Below are 19,349 nucleotides of genomic sequence, written 5' to 3'. Positions count from 1 at the left end.
TCGGAGCAACACATGCCCCGGTCGGACCCAGGTGACCCGCCGAATCAGACCAGCCCGCCGACGCGCTCCCCGGCGACAGACGCGGCCAGCACGCGGGAGACGCCATCGGCGGTCGCGGGCCAGGAGAACTCCCCCGCCCGCTCCTGCGCCTTCGCGCCGAGCTCCTCCCGCAGCAGAGCGTCACTCAGCAGCGTGTACACCGATTCGGTGAGCCCGGAGAGGTCGCGGACCAGCAGGCCGGTGGCACCGTCGACGACGGAGTCCGTGAGCCCGCGCGACGAGACGTACCCGACAGTCGGCACCGCGTGCTGGGCCGCCTCGATCACCGTGATGCCCCAGCCCTCCTTGCGCGACGGCATGACGTGCACCCAGGCCCGCGAGAGCAGGCGGTGCTTGCGCTGCTCGGTGACGTGGCCGTGGAAGGTCACCCGGTCGAGGACGCCGAGCTTCGCGGCGTGCGCGTACAACTCGGAGTCCCACCAGCCGCTGCCGATGACGTCGAGGTGCAGGTCGGGGACGCGGCGCCGCAGGCGGGCGAGCACATCGAGTGCGTCCTCGATCTGCTTGTGCGGCACGAGCCGCGAGAGCACGACCATCCGCGGCGACGCGGACCGCACGTCCGCGATCCCGGGTGCCACGGAGTCGATCCCGTTGCGCACCACGGCCACCCGCTCCGGACCGACGCCGAGCAGCGCCAGCTCCTCGGCCGACGGCAGCGAGACGGTGAGGTACTGCGAGCGCCGGTGCAGCCACGGCGAGAGCCGCGACTCGATGAACCAGCCGATCCGCGCCACGAGCCGGCCCGCGACGGGCCACTGCTCGCGGTGGCAGTGGTGCACGAGCACCGTCACGGGCACGCCGGCGACGAGCCGCGCGAAGAAGGGGATGCCGTTCTGCGTATCGATCACCGCGTCGGGGCGGATGCCGCGCAGCGGGCCGCGGCCGAACCGCGCGAGGACGATCGCGAGCAGTGCCAAGGGGTAGACGGTGAAGCGGCCGCCGCCACGGGAGATGCGCACGCCGCGCACCGTCTCGGCCCGCGCCGCACCGGGGTACACCGCGGTCCGCAGCGTGACCCGCACGCCGCGAGCGGCCAGCTCCTCGCCCACGCGCTCGAGGTACAGCTCACTGCCGCCGCCCTGCGGGTGGCGGGTGTCACGCCAACACAGCAGGAGGACTTCACGCACGGTTCCTAGGGTACCGTCCGTCTGCGTGTACCCCGCGACCTGGAAGAAGGCCACTGAACGCCTCCGCCGCCGCGCCACGCTGCGCCGGTCGGTGGGGCTGCTGTCCGACTTCCGGTTCGAGCAGTCCGAGCCGGCCCGGTTCTACGGCTCGCTCGCGCGCGACACCGTCGAGTTGACCGGCGACCTGTTCGGGGATCTCGACGGCGCCCTGGTCCTCGACGTGGGCGGCGGGCCCGGCTACTTCGAGGACGCCTTCGCCGAACACGGCGCGGTCTACATCCCCGTCGAGCCCGATCCGTCGGAGGCGCACGCCGCCGGCATCACGTCCTCGCGGGGCCTGCGGGGCTCGGGCCTCGCGCTCCCCGTCGCCGACGGTGCCGTCGACGTCTGCCTCTCGTCCAACGTCGCCGAGCACGTGCGCGACTGGCGCACCATGGGCGACGAGATGCTGCGCGTCACCCGGCCCGGCGGCATGGTGATCCTGAGCTACACGCTCTGGTACGGCCCGTTCGGCGGCCACGAGATGGGTCAGACGCACTATCTCGGCGGCGAGCGCGCCGCCCGGATGTACACGCGCAAGCACGGGCATCCGCCGAAGAACCTCTACGGCACGTCGCTGTTCAAGGTGGGCGCGGCGGACGGGCTGCGGTGGGCCGCCACCGTCGACGACGCGGAGCTCGTGGCCGCGTTCCCGCGCTACCACCCGGCGTGGGCGTGGTGGCTGGTCCGCGTGCCGGGCCTGCGGGAGCTGCTCGTCTCCAACCTGGTGCTGGTATTCCGCAAGCGCTAGCCGCCCGACGGTGCCGCACACGGCTCCGGCCCCCGCCGCGGATCGCGGAGGGGGCCGGAGGGTGGGTCGATCAGGCCGCGGAGTCCGCGACCGTCGGAGCGTCGTCGGCGTCCGAGCCCGCGTCGGCAGCCGGCGTCTCGGTCGAGTCCGCTGCGGGCTTCTCGGTCGAGTCCGCGGCGGGCGTCTGCGCCTCCGAGGTCTCGTCGGCGGGCGCCTGCTCGTCCGTCTCGGGGGTGACGGTGCCCGTCGGCTCGACCGTCGTCGGGTCGGCGGTCTTCGTCGGATCCACCGTCGTCGGCTCGACCGTCTTCGTCGGCTCGACTGTCTTCGTCGGCTCGACCGCGGTGGTCGGAGCGTCGACCGTCGTCGTCGGCTCGGCGCCCTCCGTCTCCGCGACCCGGTGCTTGCCGACGTAGTCGCCCGCCGCGGCGTCCTCCGTCTCCGTGTCGTTCGGCGCCGAGAACAGCGACGACAGGGCCGACTGCGTCCGGGCACCGCTGGCGTCCGCCCCGGCGAGCGCCGACGTGCCCTGCGCCAGTCCGGTGAGGTCCTTGGTCGCGCCGCCGAGGCCGGCGAGGCCCTTCGTCACCTCGCCGAACAGGTTCGTCAGTCCCCCGCCGTTGATGACGGAGGTCGCCAGCGACACCGGCAGGGAGATCACGGTCGAGATCAGCGAGAAGACCGGCTGCAGCAGGCTGAGGCCGAGGTTCACCGCGGGCACCACGACGTTGTTCGCCACGAACTCGATCGGGCCGGCGACGATCGGGCCGACCAGCGGAATGTTCGCGACGAGGTTCGGAATGAGCTGGGCGCCACCGGCGACCGCGCCACCGACCACGCCCGTCAGCAGCTCGGGGAGCTTCGCGATGCCGCCCGGAGTGCCGAGGCTCGCGACGACCAGCGAGACGACGCGGCCGATGAGCTGGCCGTCCATGATGCCGAGCAGCTTGTCGTCGGGCAGCCCGCCGACGATGTCCTTGAGCTTGTCGGTGGGGATGGACCCGACGAGCTGAATGAGCTTCTCGGTGGGCAGGCCCGCGACGATGGGACCGAGCTTCTCGACCGGGATCCCGTTGACGAGGTCGGCCAGGACCTTGTCGTCGAGGCCCGAGACCACGGTGATGAGCTTCTCGGTGGGGATCTGCTTGACCAGCGCGGTGAGCTTGTTGGCGGGCAGGCCGGCGACCACGGGGCCGAGCTTCTCGACCGGGATGAGGCCGACGATGTCGCCGAGCTTCTTCTCGTCGAAGCCGGAGACCACGGCGGCCAGCTTGTCCGTGGGGATGTAGCCGACGAGGGCGCTGAGCTTGTCGGTGGGCAGCGCCGCGACCGCGGGGCCGATCTTCGCGGGGTCGACGGTGCCGATCACCTCGGTGAGCACGGATGTCGGCAGGCCCTCGACCAGCTTGGCGATCGTGGCGGGAGGCAGGGTCGCGACCACCGCGCCGAGCTTGTCGACGGGGATCTGCGCCACGAGCGCGGCGAGCTTGTCGTTGGGCAGGCTGCCGACGACGGGGCCGAGGACATCGGTGGGAATGCCGCCGACCAGGTCCTTGAGCTTCTGCTGGTCCAGGCCGGAGACGATGGTCACGAGGCGATCGGTCGGCAGCGCGCCGACGATCTTGCCGAGGGTCTTGTCGTCGAGGCTCTTGACGACCTCGATGAGCTTGGCCTCGGGGATGCTCTTGACCACGGCGTTGAGCTTCTCCTGGGAGAGCCCGGCGACGATCGTGTTGAGCTTGTTCTGCGGCAGGCCGTTGACGATGGCGGTCAGCTTGCTCTCGTCGAGCGCGTTCATGATGGCGACGACGCTCTCGGGCGGCATCGCCTCGAGGATCTTCGCGGTCTTGTCGGCCGGGATCTTCTCCATGATCGCGGCGACCTTGTCCGGCGGGACCTGGGCCAGGACGCGGGCCAACTTGTCGGGATTCGCGCTGGAGAGCTCGGCGACGAGCAGCGCGTCGGGCAGCAGGTCGATCAGGCCGACGGTGTTGACCTCGATACGCAGCGGCGCGGCGGCGGCCGGCACGGCGAGCACCTGCGCCGGCGTCGGCACCGTGAGGCTCGACGGCGGCAGCGCGGCGAGGGTCAACGATCCGGTGAGGACGGTGGCCGCCATCGCCTGGGTGATCACCCCCGTGCGGCTCCAGCTGAACGTGGTGCGTCGGCCGAGGTCGGCGTTCGTGGGCAGGGTGGCAGCACGCATGGGTCTCTCCTGATGTCTTCACGTGACGATCAGCACGCCCTGCGGATGGCGGCGATCGGATGATTGAGCGTGTGTGTCGTCACAAGAGAAGCTGTGAGTGCGCTCGATCACCGCGAAGATTAATCACAGGATTCGCTACCCGGCAGTAGCAAATCCTTTTCGAAATGCAACCGTTACCATTTCGTGATATTTGCTTGCGAGTGCGCGATACGCGCAGGTCAGAGCTGAATAGCTGAGTTGCGCGTCAGTCTCATCTTTGCAATTTCACAATTCGTTAGCAGCACTTTCCGCCCTGGTCGCCCCTCCGGAGCGCTACCGAATCGCGAAGTTAATGAACCGTTCCATACCTTTGGGTGCAGATCCACAGCTCGACGCCCTGAAGGCCAGTCATCCGATGACTCGGTGCAACTTGTCCGGATTCCGCACCGAGTACACACCCGTGACCTCCGCACCGCCGACCTCGATGCACGTGACCTGGTCGACCACCCCGTCGAACGTCACGACCATCGCCGGCATGCCGTTGTAGACGGCGAAGCGCAGCCCGAGCTCGCCCATCGTCGCGCTCTTGCGGAACAGACCCGCGACGAACCGGGCCACGCGATCCGCGCCCTGCACCGGCCGCCGCGCGGCCGAGACGACGCCGCCACCGTCGCCGAGGTAGACCACGTCGGGCGCGAGGACGTCCATGAGCGCCTGCACGTCGCCGGTCGCCGCCGCGAGGACGAACCGCTCGGCGACGCCCTGCGCGGCGACGGGGTCCACGACCTCGCGCGGCCGCCGCGCCCGCACGTGCCCGCGGGCGCGGTGCGCGGTCTGCCGCACCGTCGCCTCGCTCTTGCCCACCGCCGCGGCGATCTCGGGGTAGCCGAAGTCGAAGACCTCGCGCAGCACGAAGACCGCGCGCTCCGTGGGCGTCAGCGATTCCAGGACCAGCAGCATCGCGGTGGTCACCGCCTCGCCGGTGAGCACGTGCTCGGCCGGCCCGTCGCCCGACGGTGCCGCCAACGGCTCCGGCAGCCACGGCCCGACGTACTCCTCGCGCCGCCGCGACGCGGTGCGCAACGCGTTGAGCGCCTGCCGGGTCACGATCCGCGCCAGGTACGCCCGCGGATTCTCGACCGACCCGAGGTCCACGTCCCGCCAGCGCAGGTAGCTCTCCTGCAGCACGTCCTCGGCATCCGCGACGCTGCCCAGGATCTCGTACGCCACGGAGAACAGCAGCGGGCGGTGCTCGGCGAACAGGTCCTCGGCCGACGGCGCCGGGCTCATCGCGGCGCCGGCAGCCAGGCGTAGCGCGCCGTCTTCGCCGCCCCCTTGGCCATGCGGCAGACCTGCTCCTTGACCAGCGCGGCGGACCGGCCCCCGAACTGGATGCGGGTCGGCGTGTCGTCGCGGCGTGCTGCCTGGATCACCGCGCTGCGCCGGCCGATCGAGACGTTCTGGCCGGTGTAGCCCATCGAGAACGCCTTCGCCTGCTTCCCCGCCAGCTCCCGCGCGAGGTTGTCCGCGCCGTGCGCGCCCTGGGGCAGCGCGGTCTGGCAGCTCAGCCGCGCGCCGGGGACGGCGGCGCCGTCGCCCACCGCGACGATCCGCGGGTCGGAGACGCTCCGCAGGAACTCGTCCACGACCACCCGGCCGGCGTCGTCCACCTCCAGGCCGCTGCGCGCGGCCAGGTCGCTGACCTGCGTCGCGACGGCCCACAGCACCAGGTCGGCGTCGCCGGCACCGTCGTACCGCCCGCGCTCGACCGTCACGCCGAGCCGGTCCAGCTCGCGGCGGACCCGGGCCCGGGCGCCGGGCCCGAGCGATGCCCCGACCTCGCCCTCGCTGAGCAGCCGCACCCGCAGCGCCGGGCGGGCCTCGGCCACCTCGGCCGCGGTCTCGATGCCGGTCAGGCCCCCGCCGACGACGGTGACGGCGGCACCGTCGGGCAGGGCGGCGAGCGCGCGGTGCGCCTCCTCCGCGGTTTCGAGCGTGCCCACCACGTGGGTGCCCGACGGTGCCGTCGGCGCCCCGCCCGCGGCGTAGATCGCGCGGTCGAAGGGCAGGGACGTCCCGTCGGCGAGCAGCAGCGTGCCGTCGCCGATCTTGTCGACGGTGCCCACGACCAGCCGGATCCGCGGGTCCAGCATCTCGGTGAGCGGAGTGACCGCGGAGCCGCTGCCCGCGATGTGCTCGTGCAGCCGCACCCGCTCGACGAACCCGGGCCGCGGGTTGACGACGGTCACGTCCGCGTCCGCCTTCTTCACCAGCCGGTTCGCGGCGATGGTTCCGGCGTAGCCCGCGCCGATCACGACGACCTTCATGATTGCCTCCTCATGCGAATTCGAGTCTTCCGCACATGGGACACCGGCCGCGCGTGATCTGTGACAGCCGCCGCCTCAGCCCTCCGCGATGGCGGCCAACGGCGGCGTGCGGGCGGCACGGATGGCGGGCAGGATCGCCGCGCCGACGCCGACGAACGCGGACGCCACCAGCATCACGATCACGGTGGACCAGGGCACCACCACGGAACCGAGGCCCTCGTCGCGCAGCGCGTGCACGAGCGAGACGCCCAGCAGCACGCCGAGCACCAGGCCGAGCGCGGCGCCGAAGACGGCGATGAGCATGGACTCCAGGTAGATCGAGCGGCGCACCTGCGACCGGATCAGGCCGATCGCACGGAGCATGCCGATCTCGCGGCGCCGCTCCACCACCGACAGCGCGAGGGTGTTGACGATGCCGAGGATCGCGATCACCACCGCGAGACCGAGCAGCCCGTACAGCACGCCCATGAGCGCCGTGATCGCCTGTCCCGCCTGCTCCTTGAGGTCGTCCTGATCGTCGACGTTGACCACCAGCAGCGGCTTCACGGCCTCCCGCAGGCGCTCCTTGAGGTCGCTCACCGACGTGCCCTCGGCGGCGTCGACGAACACCGACTGCGGGGTGACGAGGGGCGTCGATGCGCCGCTCGCGGGCGGGTAGAGGGTGTTCATGTCGGCCGCGGTGATCACGGGGCCGGACAGGGAACCGCCGGTGCCGGCGTAGATCCCGGTCACCGTGAGCTTCGTCTTCGCGGCGCCGACGGCCGACATCGGCTCGACGACGGAGCCCACGTCCCAACCGCGCTCGCGCGCGGTGCGGTCGTCCACGAGCAGCCCGCCCGGCTTCAGCGCCAGCTCGCCCGAGGTCCGGGTGAGGTTGAAGGCGCTGGTGATGTCACCGTCGATCCCGAGCGCGCTGAGCCGATCGCCCCCGAGTCGCACGGGCACGCCGTAGAGGATCGTCTTCGCGCCGACGCCGGGCACGTCCTTGATGGCGGTGAGCGCGGCGGGCGGCATGCCGAGCGACGGGGCCTGCAGCATGAGGTCGGAGCGGATGCCCTGGTCGACCTGGGCGTCGATCGACTTCTGCATGGACGCGCCGAGCGTGCCGATGACGCCGACCAGCGCCACGCCGATCACCAGCGCGAACGCGGTGGCGGTGGTGCGCTGCGGGTTCCGCATCACGTTGGTGCGGCCCAGCCTGCCCGCAGGGCCGAAGGGCGCGGCGATGACCTTGCCGATACCGCCGAGCAGCGGCCCGACGAGGGCGGGCCCGCCGATGACGATGGCCAGGATCAGGCCGAAGCCGGCGATGCCGACCTCGATCGCGGCCGTCGAACCGACCTCGGTGGTCGCCACGAAGAGCAGCGCCAGGGAGCACAGCAGCAGCGCCGCGCCGACCGCCCCGCGCACGAGCAGCGACTGCGGCGAGCCGCCGTCCTGCGCGCGCATCGCGGCGACGGGCGGCACCCGGGAGGCCCGCACGGCGGGGATCAGTGCGGAGATCACCGTGACGACGGTGCCGACCACCATCACCGTGATCACCACCGACGGGCTGACGGCGAGGCCGCCGTCGGGGAATCCCGCGCCCGCGGCGGTGACGCCGGCGCGCAGCAGCACCGCGAGGCCGATGCCGACGGCGAGCCCCAGCGCGCTGCCGACCACGCCCACGACGAGCGCCTCCAGCACGACCGAGTTGCGCACCTGCTCCCGGCCGGCGCCGATCGCACGCAGCAGGGCGAGCTCGGAGAGGCGCTGCGCGACGAGCATCGAGAAGGTGTTGTAGATGATGAAGACGCCCACGAGGAGGCCGATGAGGCCGAACGCCACCAGGAAGTAGTTGAGGAAGCTCAGCCCCTGGTTGATCGTGTCCTCGAACTCCTGCCGCACCTGCGCGCCGGTCTGCACGTTCAGGTCGGGCAGGCGCTCGGCGAGCGCGTCCCGCAGCTGCTCGGGCGAGGTGCCCTGGGCGGCGCCCACCTCGATGTACGGGGCGGTCGCGCCGTCGCCGAACAGCTTCTGCGCCTCGTCCTTCGCGAACAGCGCGCCGAGGTAGCCACCGGAATCGGTGGAGATGGTGTACAGCCCGACGATCGTGACGTCGGTCGGGCCGGGCGAGTGCGGCGCGACGATGGTGGTCTTCGACCCCACCGGCAGCTTCAGCCGTTCGGAGGCGGACTCGTTGAGCACCATCTCGTTCGGGGCCGACGGTGCCCGGCCGGAGGTGATCTTCAGGCCGTCGGGGTCGAGGTTCTCCCCGGGCGGCAGGTAGGCGCCGCCGACCTGGGGCGCGCCGGTGGGCGAGACCACGTCGCCGTTGCCGTCGCGCAGGGCGATGGTGCCGGTGACGGCGGGGACCACGACGCGCACGCCCGGCACCGTCTTCACCTGGTCCACGACGGACAAGGGCACTCCCGGTCCCGGCGGGCCGAATCCGCCCTGTCCCTGGGCGTTCTCGGGGGAGATCCGGGCGTCGACGCCGACGGCGATCTTGTCGGAGATCCCGTCGAAGGCCTTCGACAGGGTGCCGGTGAAGACCATGGAGCCGGCGATGAAGGACGTGCCGAGCAGCACGGAGAGCACCGTCAGGACGAGGCGCCCCTTGTGCGCCAAGAGGTTCCGCAGCGCCACCCGGCGCATCGGGTTGGCCATCAGCGGGCGACGAGCTCGTCGAGGTGGATCATCTTCTCAAGCACCCGTTCCGCGGTGGGGCTGCGCATCTCGTCGACGATGCGACCGTCGGCGAGGAAGACCACGCGGTCGGCGTAGGACGCGGCGCGCGGGTCGTGGGTGACGATGACGACGGTCTGCCGGTAGTCGTCGACGGCGGCGCGCAGGATGGACAGCACCTCGGCGCCGGAGCGCGAATCCAGGTTGCCCGTGGGCTCGTCGCCGAAGATGATCTCCGGCCGGCCGACAAGCGCGCGGGCGCAGGCGACGCGCTGCTGCTGGCCGCCGGACAGCTCGGTGGGGCGGTGGCCCAGGCGGTCGCGCAGCCCGAGCCGGTCGATCACCGCGTCGAGCCACTGCTGATCGGGCTTGCGGCCCGCGATGTCCAGCGGCAGCGTGATGTTCTCGATCGCGGTGAGGGTGGGCACCAGGTTGAAGCTCTGGAAGACGAAGCCGATCCGGTCGCGCCGCAACTGCGTGATCTGCTTGTCGTTGAGTGAGGTCAGTTCCGTACCGCCCACCTGCACCGAGCCGCCCGACGCCGCGTCGAGGCCCGCGAGGCAGTGCATGAGCGTCGACTTACCCGAGCCCGACGGCCCCATGATCGCCGTGAACTCCCCCGCCCGGAAGTCGACCGAGACCCCGGCGAGGGCGTGCACGACGTTGTCGCCCTCGCCGTAGACCTTGGTGACGCCGACGGCCCGCGCGGCCACCGTCTCGGGCGTGGGGAGCGTCGCCGGCGCGAACGGAGTCTGTGACATGTCAACGAGAATGCCAGAATCTCGTCACCTGCGACATCGGGGCGATCCCCCACACCGAACCGGACACCGCGGGTGGCGCCCGGCGGCATCCGTCATGATGGACCGATGCGCCTCGAACCTCGGATCCTCACGCAGCTCTCCGGCGTGCTCGACCTGCGCGACGGCAAGTTCTTCGGCAGCTGCTTCGGGCACCGCGTGCCCGACGACCTGCTGGCCGCCGTGACGGTGCACGGCGCCGCGACCAACCGTGCCACCGCCGGCTTCGCGTCCCCGTCGCGGGCGCAGGCGGCGATGCCCGTCGAGCTCGAGCACTGGGACGACGTGCCGCCGGCGGACGGCGAGTGGGACACGGTCCTGCACACCCAGCTGTGCGTGGACACGTCCGGCACGGTCGAGTGGTTCTCGCCCACCGCGGACGGCCCCGGCGAGGTGCTGGAGTTCCCCATGGCCCGCGGCTTCTACGAGGTCGAGGCCGCGGCGCGGCACGCCGGCGAGGGCGCCGATCACTGGCGGCTGCGGTTCTGGTCCTCCCCGGAGTACGGCCCGGACCTCGCCGAGATCCGCGAGATCGCCCTCCTCGCCCGCTGACCGCGGCGCCCCACCACCGCCCTCGCCGCCCGCGGGTTGGCCGAATGCGCCCGCCGCGCGACGCGCCCCGCTACTGTGATCGCAACATCGGGGTTCGGGGGGACCACATGGGTACATCTGCGCTCCGCGCGTTCCAGGCGGGCATCGCGTCGCTGGGGATCGGGATCGGCGAGTTCGAGGCGGTCCCGCGCGACGCCGCGCTCGCGCGCCGCGCCTTCGAGGCCGCCACCACCGCCGATCCGGGCATGGCCGACGCCTGGCTGGGCCGCGTCGCCGCTGCGGAGAACACCGCCGAGGTGCTCGCCGCACTGCACCGCACCGCCGAGTCGCTCGGCGCCGCCGCCCGTCGCGTCGGGCTCGCGCCGGGCGCGCTGACCGGCACCTTCGCCACCGGCCTCTACGTCGACTACCCGCTGCGCGACGCCGCCACCGCGCACGTCGCCTACGCCGCGCGCCTGCTCGCCGACGGTGCGCCCGAGGAGGCCGAGCGCGTCCTCGACGCCGCCCCGTCGTGCCCCATCGCGCGGTACCAGCGCGCGGTCGTCGCCGCCCGGTCCCGACGGTGGCCGGACGCCCTGACCGCGCTCGACGGCCACGCAGACTGGGACGACACCGTGCTCTCGGCGGCGGCGGCCACCGTCGCCGGCTCGGCGGCCGCGCAGCTCGGGCGGTTCGCCGAGGCCGCCCGGCTGCTGACGGTCGCGGCCGAGGGGCCGGTGCCCGGCGCCGCGGCGGCGGCCCGCTACTGCCACGCCCTCGTGCTGCGCGAGCAGGGCGACGAGGACCGGGCCCGAGAGCTGCTGGAGCGGGCGGCACCGTCGTACCCGCCGGCGGAGGCGGCGCTGCGCGACCCGGGCCACCGCCTGGTGCTCGACGCGCCGGAGGCCCCCGGCCCTGCCGCGGAGGCGGCCGGCGCCGGCGACGAGCTGCTGGCCGCGGCCGCCGACGAGTTGGAGCGGCAGGTGGGGCTGCGCGAGGTGAAGGAGCAGGTCACCCGCCTGCGCACCACGATGCAGCTGGCGAAGGTGCGCGCCGACCGCGGCCTGTCGAGCGGGAGTCGCTCGCTGCACCTCGCCTTCACCGGCCCGCCCGGCACGGGCAAGACGACGGTGGCGCGCATCGTCGCGCGGATGTACCGCGGGCTCGGGCTGCTGGCGACCGACACCGTGGTCGAGTGCTCCCGGCGCGACCTGGTGGGCCAGTACCTCGGCGCCACCGCCCAGAAGACCTCCGCGGTGATCGACTCCGCGCTGGACGGCGTGCTCTTCATCGACGAGGCCTACACGCTCGTCCAGGAGGGCCTGACCGGCGGCGATGCCTTCGGCCAGGAGGCGATCGACACGCTGCTGGCGCGGATGGAGAACGACCGCGACCGGCTGGTGGTGATCGTGGCGGGCTACGACGCCGAGATCGACCGGTTCCTGGGCTCGAACGAGGGCCTGGCCTCGCGGTTCGCGCGGCGCATCCGGTTCCCCGGCTACAGCCCCGGCGAGCTCGCCGAGATCGGCGCCGCGATGGCCCGCTCGCGCGACGCGCTGCTCACCGGCGAAGCCGCGGAAGTGCTGGAGGTCTGCTGCGCCGGCGTCGCCGACCGGCTGGACCGCCTCGGGAACGGCCGCTTCGTACGGAACGTCATCGAGGCGGCCGAGGAGGAGCGGGAGCTGCGGCTCGCCGACTCCGGCGTGGACCTCACCGGCGTCGACGAGGCCGTGCTCATGCGGATCGAGGCGGCCGACATGGCGCGGGCCCTCGACGGGGTGCTCGGCGCCGCGGTCTGACCCGACTCGCTCAGCGGGACTCGGCGACGTTAGCGGCGTAGGCGTCGCTGTTCGACGGCCCGGTCCCGGTCATCATCACCTCGTCGGCGAGCCGGTCGGCGGCCTCCAAGTCGATCCCGGTCTCCCGCTGGCTGTGCACCAGGAAGATCTCTCCGCCGAGCGAGGGCTCGTCGCCCGCGTAGACCATGCACTCGACGACGATGAGGTCGGTCTCCGCCTTGACGACGTGCGACGTCAACCGCACCCCCAGGCTGAGGACGTCGCCGACGTGCAGCGGGCGCAGGTAGGTGAAGGCCTGGCCGGCGTGAAGGATCGCGGAAAGGTTGCAGCCCGGGATGGCCTTCCCGACCACCCCGGACGCGGCCTGCAGCATCGGGGCGCCGAGCATGGTGGCCGGCACCGCCACGTCGTCGGGGAGGCGGCGGCTGACCGCGTAGGGGACGTCCCAGCTGCGGGTGGCGCGGGCGAAGGACCGCACCGTTTCCGCGCCGATCTCGTAGGCATCGGGGAACCACAGTTCCCATTCGTCGGCGACGGCCACGGTCACTCCTCGAGGGCTCTGCCCTCGTTCAGCGGTGGAGGGACGCACAAGGATAACCACAGGTCGGGTGCGATCCCAAACCCAACACAGCCCTCTGACAACACGACGTGTCACGTGGCGCCCGCCTCGGTGACACGGCGCTCGTTCGGCACTAGCGTCGAGGGTATGTGGAGGACGAACTCACTGCGCGTCGCCGTCGTCGGCGCCGGGATCGGCGGGCTGGCGGTGGCCTCCGGCCTGCAGCGCGCCGGCGCCGAGGTGATCGTCCTGGAACAGGCCGCCCGTTTCCTGCCCCGCGGTTCGGGACTCTCGTTGTTGTCCAACGGTTTCGCCGCGCTCCGCTCGCTCGGCCTGGAGGAGCGGGTGCGGGCGGTCGTGGCCGACGGTCCGCCGTCCGTCCCGTACGGCACCCGCCGCGCGGACGGCACCCGGCTCAGCGTCTTCTCTCCCGCCACCCTCGCCGAGCTGCGCGTGGTGGACCGCACCGACCTGCATCGCGCCCTGCTCCGGGACCTGGCCCCGGACACCGTCCGGCCGGGCATCCGGGTGGAGGGCCTCAGCCGGGAGACGCTGGACCTGGGTCCGAGCGGCCTGCTCGAGGACTGGCACGTCCTGATCGGCGCCGACGGCATCCGCAGCCGGGTGCGCGGCAGCCACGCCGGCGACCCGGGCGCGGCGTACTGCGGATACGGCGCCTGGCGGGGCATCACCGACGGTCCCGTCGCGCTGACCGACAGCGGGGAGAGCTTCGGCCGGGGCGAGCGGTTCGGTTACGTCCCGCTCGCCGACGGCCGCGTCTACTGGTTCGCGGTGCGGCCCGCCGCCGACGACGACCTGCCCGAACCCGGACAACTCCTCGAGCGCTACCGGGACTGGCACGACCCGATCCCCGATCTGCTCGCCGCGACCGCCCCGGAGCGCATCGGCTACCAGCCCATCGAACGGCTCGCGCACCCGCTGCGCACCTACGCGCGCGGCCCGGCGGCGCTGGTCGGCGACGCGGCGCACGCCATGCCGCCCACCCTGGGGCAGGGCGCGAACCTGGCGCTGGAGGACGCGGCCGTGCTGGTCTCGCTGCTCCGGCCGATCGCGCGCGATCACGATCCGCGCGACATCCCGACCAAGCTCGCCGCCTACGACAAGGCCCGCAGGCCGCGCACGCAGTCCATCGCGCGGCAGGGGCACCTGCTGGGCGCCGCGCTGCAGGCGCCCACGCCGCTCCTCGCCCGCGGGCGCGACCTGGCGATGCGTGCCGCCCCGAACCGGATGATGGACCGGGTCTTCCGCAGCGCGCAGCGCTGGTCGCCGCCCGACTGAGGGCCCTCGCCCGACGACGCGCCGCGCCCCGGTTCGGGGACGCGGCGCTCGCCGCTAGAGCAGGGGGATCGCGTCGAGGACGCCGCTGAGCAGTCCGCCGCCGGAGTCCGAGCCCGACGAGGTGGACGCGCCCGGGACGGAGGCCGAGACACCCGCGTCCGCGGACGAAGCCCCGCCGCCCGCACTCGATCCGCCCGCGCCGCTCGTCCCGGTGGATGCGGACCCGCCCGACCCGGTCGACGTCACTCCGCCGGCGGTGCCGGTGGCGCCCTCGGCGCTCGCGCCGGTGGATCCGGTCCCCGCGAGCGACGCGGCGGTGTCGCGCTCCGAACCGGCCGATGACGCACTCCCGGCCGCGCCTGAGCCCGCGACCTGGGCGGTCGAATCCGCGTCGAGTGAGCCGGCTCCCGTCGCGCCCGAGCCCGCGCCGCCGGAGGCGTCCGGGGCGCCCGCTCCGCCGGAGGCGCCCGGGGCGCCCGCTCCGCCGGTGGCGGCGGGGACCGCGCGACCACCACCCGCGGCGGGGGGCCCCTGCGGTGCCGCACCCTGCGGAGCGGTGCCCTGCGGTGCCACGCCCTGCGGGGCGGTGGAGCCCTGGGGGGCGGTGCGGCCCGTGCCGCCTCCGGAGCCCGTGTTCGCGCCGGTACCCGATCCGCCGCCCTGCTGGGCCGCGCCGACGGGCTGCCCCGCGGCGCCCTGCTGCCCGGCGCCACCCTGGGCACCGCCGCCCTGGGCCGTGGCGGCCTGCGCACCGCCGCCGCCCGCTCCGCCCGCGCCGCTCGTGCGGCCCGAGGCGCCGGGAGCTGCAGCACCCGCACCGTTCCCGCCCGCGCCGGAGCCGGCTCCGGCACCGTTGGAGCTCTGCCCGCCCGCGGCCGCAGGCGCACCCGCGGCAGGCCCCGCGGGCCTCGCCGAGCCCCCGGGCTCGACGGCACCCGGGGCACTCCCCGGCGCACCGGGTTTCGCCGTGCCCGCCGTGCCCGCCGTCCCGGCGGTCGATGCCGGACCGCCCGGTTTCGTCGTGCCCGCGGGCTTCGCGGGGGCGCCGGGCTTGCCCGGGCCCGCCGGCTGCACCGGGGCGGGCGGCTTCGACGGGTCGCCACCCGCCTGGGCTGTGCCCGCGCCGAGCCAGATCGAACCCACCGCGACGGCGGCGGCCGCCGATGCGGTCATCCGCGTCACCGATGCGGCCGTCCCGGTGTTCTTACGGTGCCGCCCCTGATACCTGGACATGAATTCTCCTTCTCCCATCGCGCACGACCATTCCTTCGAGCGGGCGAACGGGCGTCCACAGCGCAGCACCGATCACCGTGCGCCTGCGACACGGCCGCGACACACGGATGAGAAGCATTGGAGTGAAAAAGATTTCAGAGGTGGTTGCTATGGCTACCGATTCGACCCACCTCTGAGCAAACACGACCGGGCGAGCGGATTCCAGGAAACACGGGTAACGAAAACAACACGATGTGAACGCGACCACAATGCACGGAAAGCGACTTCGGCAACTCTCTTCCCCAGCGTGAAGAACAGGGTGTTTCGCGGTGGTAATTTTTCCGATCACACCCGGCAACCGCGCCTTTCACGAGCCCGGGCGCCGCCGGCCGGGACGCCGGCTCACGGTCGCGCGGTCACGTCCGCGTCGGCCGACCGCGAGCCCTCGGTGTCCCGGTTCTCCGGCAACGGCTCGAACGCGGTCTCGCGCAAGCGGGACGAGCAGAGAGCGAGAACACCGAGAGTGACGGCGAGGTATCCGACGACGCCGATCCAGTGACCGTCGAAGGCGATCAGCAGCCACGTGGCGGTACCGGCGGCGGTCGCCCCGCCGATCGCGGATCCCACCTGGTAGGTGGCCGAGATGGCGGTGTAGCGGACCTCCCGCGGGAACTGCTCGCCGAGGAACGCCGGGATCGGCCCCTGGGCCGCGCCGACCACGAACCCGGACACGACGCTGATCGCGTAGGTCGCGGCCAGGTGGTGCAGCGGAACGATCGCGAAGTACGCGACGTAGACGGCCAGGATGAGACCTGCTCCCCCGATCATCACCTTCTTGCGGCCGATCCGGTCCGACAGCAGCGCGAAGAACGCCGCCCCGGGGATCAGGGCGATCGCGCCGGCCAGGCTGATCAGGAGATTGTCGGTGTCGCCGTAGCCGATCTCGGTCATGTAGGTGAGCATGAACACCGAGGTCACGTAGGCCAGCGTGATGTACCCGAAGGAGATGCCCACCGCGCACAGCACCACCGCGGGGAACCGGCGCAGCACGGTGAAGATGGGCAGCGGCTGCGCCTTCCGGTCTTCGCCGGGATGGGGCGCCGACTCCTGCGGGGCGCGCAAACGCATCACGAGGCCGAAGACCACGAGCACGCCGCCGAGTAGGAACGGGATCCGCCAGGCACCACCGGCCAGCCCGGCCCCGGAGATCGCATCGCCCGAGAGCGCACTGACCAAGGTGAACACGGCGATGCCGAGCACCGTCCCGATCCCGATCCCCACGCTGGTGAAGCTGCCCCAGAGACCGCGCCGGTCGTCGGGCGCGCTCTCGATCCCGATCAGGGCCGCACCGCCCCATTCGCCGCCCGCCGCGAAGCCCTGCACGATGCGCACCAGCACGAGCAGCACCGGGGCGAGCATCCCGACGCTGTCCGCCGTCGGCAGGCAGCCCAGGACGAAGGTCGACAGGCCCATGACCAGCAGGGTCAGGATGAGCATCGGGCGCCGGCCCACCTTGTCGCCGAAGTGGCCGATCACGAGGCCGCCGAGGGGCCGGGCGAGGAAGCCCGCCCCGAACGTGAGGAAGGAGACCAGGGTGCCCACCATGGGGCTGAGGTCGGGGAAGAAGATCTTCGGGAAGACGAGCGCCGCGGCGAGCCCGTAGATCGAGAAGTCGTAGTACTCCATCGCGGTGCCGAAGCCGGAGACGGTGAAGATCTGCCGCGCGGACGGGCGCGCGGAGTGCTGGTGGGTTGCCATGGTCGAAGTCCGATCAGAAGGTGAAGAGGCCGAGTTCTGCGGCCTCGAAGGGGGTTCCGGCCCGGTAGGACAGCGCGAAGGCGTCCAGGTCCAGGGCGACGGTGAGGAGGGTGCTCCACTGCTCGACGAGCGGGAGCGAGACGTCGGGGCGCATGATCTGGGGCGCCGTACCGTCGGCCGCGAGGGCCTTCGCGCGCGCCTGGCCGGTGCCGGAGCACAGGTCCGCCCGCCGGGCGGTCATGTCGTCCATCCGCAGGTCGGTCGACGATTCCACACGCGGGATCGTGTCCCCCGCCGCCAGTTCCGGGTCGAGGAAGTGGTTGGTGTGGAACAGCCAGCCGTCCTCGCCCGGACGGACGACCGCCGTTCCCGCGGGGGACATCTCGATGCTCGCGGCCCGGCCGTGCCGGTCGGCGACGGTCAACACCGTCGACGCGCTGACCCGCGCGCTCCGGACGAGGTCGACGGCGTGGTCGACGCCCGTCGCCTCCTCGATGACGCGGCGTGCGACCGCGTGCACCGGCACGCCCGGGGCGCCCCCGTCCGAGCGGTGGTTGAGGATGTTGAAGTGGACGCCGACACCGGCGTCGTTGAGGCCGATCTTGCCGGACACGCCGAACTCGGTGAACAGTTTGAACCGCAGGCCGGTGTTCCCGACCCCCGCCAGCAGGAGCCCGTCCGGCGCGAGGTGGTCGTGCCAGTCCCAGGTCTGGAGGGTCTCGGGCGCCGCGCCGGGGAGGGCCCGCACCATCGTCGAGCACTCCCCCTCGCGAGACGGCGCGGTGCGGGCGAGGATCTCGGTGCGGGCGTCGAGGAGGGCGACCGCGGCGAGGGGCGTCCCCGCGCCGGCGGCGAGTCCGTCGACCTCGGCGGCGAGGTGCGGAGCCCAGGCGGCCAGTTCGTCGTGGCTCGCGGCCGCGACCTCGGCGACCACGCCCGGGGCGATCCCGAGTTCCGCGAAGTGGGCCGCGTAGAGCGCACTGATGCGCCGGATCCGCGGCGCGAAGCGGGCGCCCCTAGCACGGCCGGCCGCGGCGCCGGTCGGGGTCGTCGTGATGTCGGTGTGGAGCTGCACCCGGTCCTCTTCTCGATCATGCGCGGCGCCCGGCGCCGCGACTGTGATCCAGACCATAAAAAAGTTAAACGTTTAATACAACGGGTTGCGCCCGTAGGATTCCGAGGATGCGGCGACGGGGCTTGACCATCAGGGACGTGGCGGCCCGCGCCGGCGTCTCGACCGCCGCGGTCTCCCAGGCGCTCAACGGCACCGGCACACTGTCGGCGGCGACGCGGGCGCGGATCGTCGAGGTCGCGGAGGAGATGGGCTACCAGGCCGACGCCATCGCCCGCGGCCTGCAGGGCGCCCGGCTCGGCACGGTCGGCCTGGTCCTCCGCTCGCTGGACGCGCTCGAGGACTACAACCCCGAGGGCGTGGACGTCTTCTCCCGCATCGCCGGGATGCTCAGCGTCGAGCTGCTCGAGCGCGGCAGGGGCGTCATGCTGCTGCGCGACCTCGTCACGCATGCCGCCCCGCCGCTCGCCTATTCGATGGACGGCTACATCGTGGTGAACCCGCACCACGACGACCCGGTGCTCCGGCGACTCGACGAGCGCGGCCTGTCCTACGTCACCATCGGGCGCGACCCGGGCCGCCCCGACCGGGTCGACTGGGTCTCCACGGACGACGACGCTGGGATGACGCGGATGCTCGACCACCTCGCGGACACCGGCGCCCGGCGCATCCTGCTCGTCCGCGGCACCGACCCGAACGCATGGAACATCGACAGCGAGAACGCCTTCCGACGCTGGTGCGCCGAGACCGGCCGCGCCGATCCGGTGGTCGTCACCGTGCCGGAACGGGCCGGGGTCGACGGGGGCCGCGCCTTCGCCGGCGCCCTGGCCGACGGCGCGCACGGCCGCCTCCCCGACGCGATCGTCTGCATGACGGGCCGGCACGCCGCGGGCACCGTCGCCGCGCTCGCCGAGCGCGGGATCCGCGTTCCCGACGCGCTGCTCGTCGCCACCATGTCCGATTCCGAGCACTCCCGCACCGCGACCCCGTCGATCACCTGCATGACCGGGGCGGTGAAGGACGAGGTGCGCGCGACCGTCGCGATGCTGCTCGCGATCCTGGCGGGAGCCCCGCCCGGAGAGCCGGCGCAGATCCACACCGAGGTCGTGGTCCGGGCGTCGACGGTGCCGCCGCGGCCACCGGACGACTGACCCCCGGCGCGCGGG

Annotated in this window: 15 protein-coding genes; 5 read left to right on the top strand and 10 right to left on the bottom strand. The window is 72.9% G+C overall.

What is annotated here, in order from left to right; translation table 11 throughout:
* Positions 1-44 precede the first annotated feature (44 nt).
* Complete coding sequence (locus ACLQ3K_RS05325; RefSeq protein ID WP_425997610.1) at positions 45-1,187, bottom strand: glycosyltransferase family 4 protein; 1,143 nt, start codon at positions 1,185-1,187, stop codon at positions 45-47.
* A gap of 25 nt (positions 1,188-1,212) precedes the next feature.
* Here ACLQ3K_RS05325 and ACLQ3K_RS05320 point away from each other — a divergent pair, with 25 nt between their 5' ends.
* Positions 1,213-1,977: a class I SAM-dependent methyltransferase gene (locus ACLQ3K_RS05320; RefSeq protein ID WP_425997608.1), complete on the top strand. Its 765-nt coding sequence runs from the start codon at positions 1,213-1,215 to the stop codon at positions 1,975-1,977.
* Positions 1,978-2,047: 70 nt separating this feature from the next.
* On the opposite strand, the gene ACLQ3K_RS05315 is transcribed toward ACLQ3K_RS05320, so the two are convergent.
* The 5 genes from ACLQ3K_RS05315 to ACLQ3K_RS05295 all read right to left on the bottom strand — a co-directional run bounded on the left by ACLQ3K_RS05315 (position 2,048) and on the right by ACLQ3K_RS05295 (position 9,917).
* On the bottom strand, positions 2,048-4,183 hold the full coding sequence (locus tag ACLQ3K_RS05315; RefSeq protein WP_425997606.1) for a magnesium transporter MgtE N-terminal domain-containing protein: 2,136 nt from the start codon (positions 4,181-4,183) through the stop codon (positions 2,048-2,050).
* A gap of 387 nt (positions 4,184-4,570) precedes the next feature.
* Positions 4,571-5,452 carry an RNA polymerase sigma-70 factor gene (locus ACLQ3K_RS05310; protein ID WP_425997604.1) on the bottom strand — a complete coding sequence of 294 codons (882 nt, stop codon included), beginning with the start codon at positions 5,450-5,452 and terminating at the stop codon, positions 4,571-4,573.
* A complete protein-coding gene (locus tag ACLQ3K_RS05305; RefSeq protein ID WP_425997602.1) occupies positions 5,449-6,489 on the bottom strand; it encodes an NAD(P)/FAD-dependent oxidoreductase in 1,041 nt (346 codons plus the stop codon). Before ACLQ3K_RS05305 ends, ACLQ3K_RS05310 begins: the two co-directional genes overlap by 4 nt.
* A 75-nt stretch (positions 6,490-6,564) precedes the next feature.
* Positions 6,565-9,138, bottom strand: coding sequence for an ABC transporter permease (locus ACLQ3K_RS05300; protein ID WP_425997600.1), 2,574 nt, complete (start codon positions 9,136-9,138; stop codon positions 6,565-6,567).
* The gene (locus ACLQ3K_RS05295) at positions 9,138-9,917 is read right to left on the bottom strand and encodes an ABC transporter ATP-binding protein (protein ID WP_224652021.1); all 780 of its coding nucleotides are present in this window, start codon (positions 9,915-9,917) and stop codon (positions 9,138-9,140) included. Before ACLQ3K_RS05295 ends, ACLQ3K_RS05300 begins: the two co-directional genes overlap by 1 nt.
* Positions 9,918-10,022: 105 nt before the next feature.
* On the opposite strand from ACLQ3K_RS05295, the gene ACLQ3K_RS05290 reads away from it, so the two are divergent.
* Entirely contained in the window at positions 10,023-10,505 is a 483-nt protein-coding gene (locus ACLQ3K_RS05290) for a hypothetical protein (protein ID WP_336669689.1), read from the top strand.
* A gap of 107 nt (positions 10,506-10,612) precedes the next feature.
* The gene (eccA, locus tag ACLQ3K_RS05285; protein ID WP_425997597.1) at positions 10,613-12,283 is read left to right on the top strand and encodes a type VII secretion AAA-ATPase EccA; all 1,671 of its coding nucleotides are present in this window, start codon (positions 10,613-10,615) and stop codon (positions 12,281-12,283) included.
* 10 nt (positions 12,284-12,293) lie between these two features.
* On the opposite strand, the gene ACLQ3K_RS05280 is transcribed toward eccA, so the two are convergent.
* Complete coding sequence (locus tag ACLQ3K_RS05280) at positions 12,294-12,824, bottom strand: FAS1-like dehydratase domain-containing protein (RefSeq protein WP_224650532.1); 531 nt, start codon at positions 12,822-12,824, stop codon at positions 12,294-12,296.
* Between the two features lie 165 nt (positions 12,825-12,989).
* On the opposite strand from ACLQ3K_RS05280, the gene ACLQ3K_RS05275 reads away from it, so the two are divergent.
* The gene (locus tag ACLQ3K_RS05275; protein ID WP_425997595.1) at positions 12,990-14,141 is read left to right on the top strand and encodes an FAD-dependent monooxygenase; all 1,152 of its coding nucleotides are present in this window, start codon (positions 12,990-12,992) and stop codon (positions 14,139-14,141) included.
* A gap of 54 nt (positions 14,142-14,195) precedes the next feature.
* Here the strand turns inward: ACLQ3K_RS05275 and ACLQ3K_RS05270 are convergent, their stop codons facing one another.
* The 3 genes from ACLQ3K_RS05270 to ACLQ3K_RS05260 form a co-directional block, all read right to left on the bottom strand.
* Positions 14,196-15,374 (bottom strand): hypothetical protein, encoded by a 1,179-nt coding sequence (locus ACLQ3K_RS05270; RefSeq protein ID WP_425997593.1) that lies wholly within the window; start codon positions 15,372-15,374, stop codon positions 14,196-14,198.
* A gap of 381 nt (positions 15,375-15,755) precedes the next feature.
* Positions 15,756-17,111: an MFS transporter gene (locus ACLQ3K_RS05265; RefSeq protein WP_425997591.1), complete on the bottom strand. Its 1,356-nt coding sequence runs from the start codon at positions 17,109-17,111 to the stop codon at positions 15,756-15,758.
* Positions 17,112-17,124: 13 nt separating this feature from the next.
* Entirely contained in the window at positions 17,125-18,186 is a 1,062-nt protein-coding gene (locus tag ACLQ3K_RS05260; RefSeq protein WP_425997589.1) for a C45 family autoproteolytic acyltransferase/hydolase, read from the bottom strand.
* Between the two features lie 122 nt (positions 18,187-18,308).
* Here ACLQ3K_RS05260 and ACLQ3K_RS05255 point away from each other — a divergent pair, with 122 nt between their 5' ends.
* On the top strand, positions 18,309-19,334 hold the full coding sequence (locus tag ACLQ3K_RS05255) for a LacI family DNA-binding transcriptional regulator (protein ID WP_425997587.1): 1,026 nt from the start codon (positions 18,309-18,311) through the stop codon (positions 19,332-19,334).
* The last annotated feature ends 15 nt before the right edge of the window (positions 19,335-19,349 follow it).

Origin of the sequence: Tsukamurella sp. DT100, assembly GCF_049844855.1 — a bacterium.
In the GTDB taxonomy this organism is placed as follows: Bacteria; Actinomycetota; Actinomycetes; order Mycobacteriales; family Mycobacteriaceae; genus Tsukamurella.
Note: the sequence above shows the minus strand (reverse complement) of the source record. Positions and strands in the feature narration are given on the sequence as shown.